The organism is Ideonella sp. P3_A4, from assembly GCF_056403075.1.
Genome location: NZ_JBFUGE010000835.1, coordinates 1 through 2208 on the forward strand (window position 1 = coordinate 1; position 2208 = coordinate 2208).

At 67.2% G+C, this 2208-nt stretch carries 3 protein-coding genes; 2 read left to right on the forward strand and 1 reads right to left on the reverse strand.

The window, feature by feature from the left end; translation table 11 throughout:
• Window positions 1-287, reverse strand: a 287-nt coding sequence (locus AC1DYI_RS33350) for a hypothetical protein (protein WP_477208397.1), incomplete at its 3' end; no start/stop codon positions are given.
• 212 nt (window positions 288-499) lie between these two features.
• On the opposite strand from AC1DYI_RS33350, the gene AC1DYI_RS33355 reads away from it, so the two are divergent.
• On the forward strand, window positions 500-1771 hold the full coding sequence (locus tag AC1DYI_RS33355) for an aspartate aminotransferase family protein (protein ID WP_477208398.1): 1272 nt from the start codon (window positions 500-502) through the stop codon (window positions 1769-1771).
• 5 nt (window positions 1772-1776) lie between these two features.
• The coding region (locus tag AC1DYI_RS33360; protein ID WP_477208399.1) for a TetR/AcrR family transcriptional regulator at window positions 1777-2208 on the forward strand (432 nt) is incomplete at its 3' end.

Below are 2208 nucleotides of genomic sequence, written 5' to 3' on the forward strand. Positions count from 1 at the left end.
ATCCGATAGCGCTGCCGCTCTTCGGCATACGAGCCTGATGGGCCGAATGGCTCGTCTTCGAGGGTGACGACGTGCTTGACGATCCGGCGGCCCGAGGCCAGGGTTTCGGTGGCGGCCGGCGGATCTTTCAAGTCCGCACGTTGCTTGATCACCTGGACGTACGGCTTGTCGATGCTGTCCTTCAGTTGCGACCGGTTGGTGCGCTCGCTGTAGTCGTCCGGGATGAGTGCACAACCGCTGAGCGCCACGCAGAGCGCGGCAATGGCGAAGGCAAGGGTCTTGCGCATGGGTGGTCCTGGTGTCTGGAATGTTGACGAATTCTGGCAAACACCCATCATTTGTCGAGTTAGTCTCTTTCAAGATTTCTCAACCGCGGGCGACCAGGCCTGGCGCTGGCGCGGCTTGCAGCATTTCTTGTACGCCGTACAATGAATCACTGAACGGCGATCAACGATCGATCCGCGCCGTTCAGCCCTCATGGCAAGGGAAAGGAGCCCGCATGGACCTGATCGACCGCCTCGCGGCGCTGCGCAGCRCCTACGTCGCCCGCCACCCCGCCAGTGCCGCGCAGTACGAAGCTGCCTGCGCGCACCTGCCCGGCGGCAACACCCGCTCGGTGCTGTTCTACGAGCCCTTCCCGCTGGCCATCGTCAAGGGCCAGGGTGCCCAGCTGTGGGACGCCGACGGCCACGAGTACACCGACCTGCTGGGCGAGTTCACCGCCGGCGTCTATGGCCACTCGAACCCGGTGATCCGCGCGGCGATCGACGCGGCGCTGGACCAGGGCATCAACCTGTCCGGCCACAACCTGCTGGAAAGCCGGCTCGCCGGCCTGGTCAGCGCGCGCCTCCCGTCGATGCAGCGGCTGCGCTTCACCAACTCCGGCACCGAGGCCAACCTGATGGCGCTGGCCAGCGCGATCGCCTTCACCGGCCGGCGCAAGGTGCTGGTCTTCAAGGGCGGTTACCACGGCGGCGTGCTGAGCTTTGCCAACGGCGGCTCGCCGATCAATGTGCCGCACGAGTTCATCGTCGGGCGCTACAACGACCTGGCCCACGCTCGATCGCTGATCAACGACAACGCCGCCCACCTGGCCGCGATCCTGGTCGAGCCGATGCAAGGCGCAGGCGGTTGCATCCCAGGTGAGCCCGACTTCTTGCGCGGCCTGCGCGATGCTGCCGACGCAGTCGGCGCGATGCTGATCTTCGACGAGGTGATGACCTCGCGCCTGTCGCCCGGTGGTCGCCAACAGTTGCTGGGCATCACGCCAGACCTGACCACTGTCGGCAAGTACATCGGCGGCGGCATGTCGTTCGGCGCCTTCGGTGGCCGGGCCGACGTGATGGCGTTGTTCGACCCGCGCCGCCCCGGCCACCTGCCGCACGCCGGCACCTTCAACAACAACGTGCTGTCGATGTCGGCCGGCATCGCCGGGCTGAGCCAGATCTACACCGCCGAGGCCGCCATCGCGCTGAACCAGCGCGGTGATGCACTGCGCGAGCGCTTGAACGCACTGTGTCGCGATCACGACGCCGAGTTGCAGTTCACCGGCCTGGGCTCGTTGATGAACGTGCACGCCACGGCCCGGCCCATTCGCAGCGTCGAAGACCTGCCGACCGATGGCCAGCCGCTGCGCGACGCGTTCTTCTTCCACCTGCTGGAGCAAGGCTTCTACACCGCGCGGCGAGGCTTCATCAGCCTGTCGCTGCCCTTGACCGACGACGACCTGGCCGGCTTCGCGCAGGCGGTCGAGCGTTTCGTGGCGGCCTGAGCGGCATGATCGGCGCTACCGCGGCGGCCAAGCGGCCGGCGAAGAGACCTGTTGCCATCGCCAAGGAGCCGGCAGCACCGGCGCTGAGCGCCGAGCGCATCGTCGAGGCGGCACTCGCACAAATTGGCGAGCGTGGGCTGGAGCGCTTCAGCCTGCGTGATGTGGCGCGGGCGCTGGGCGTCTACCCCACCGCGGTCTACTGGTACTTCCGCAGCCGCAACGAACTTCTGGCCGCCGTGTGCGCCTACGCGCAGCGCGACATCGTGCCGCCACCGCGCCAGGGCGACTGGCAGACCTGGCTGCGAGAGCTGTTCCGGCGCTACCGCCAGGCGATGCGGCGCCAGCCGCACCTGGCCCAGTTGGTCGGTGCGCAGATGCTGTCCAACGCCAGCCTGGACTTGACGCTGGTCGACAGCATCCTGCACATGCTGCAGCAG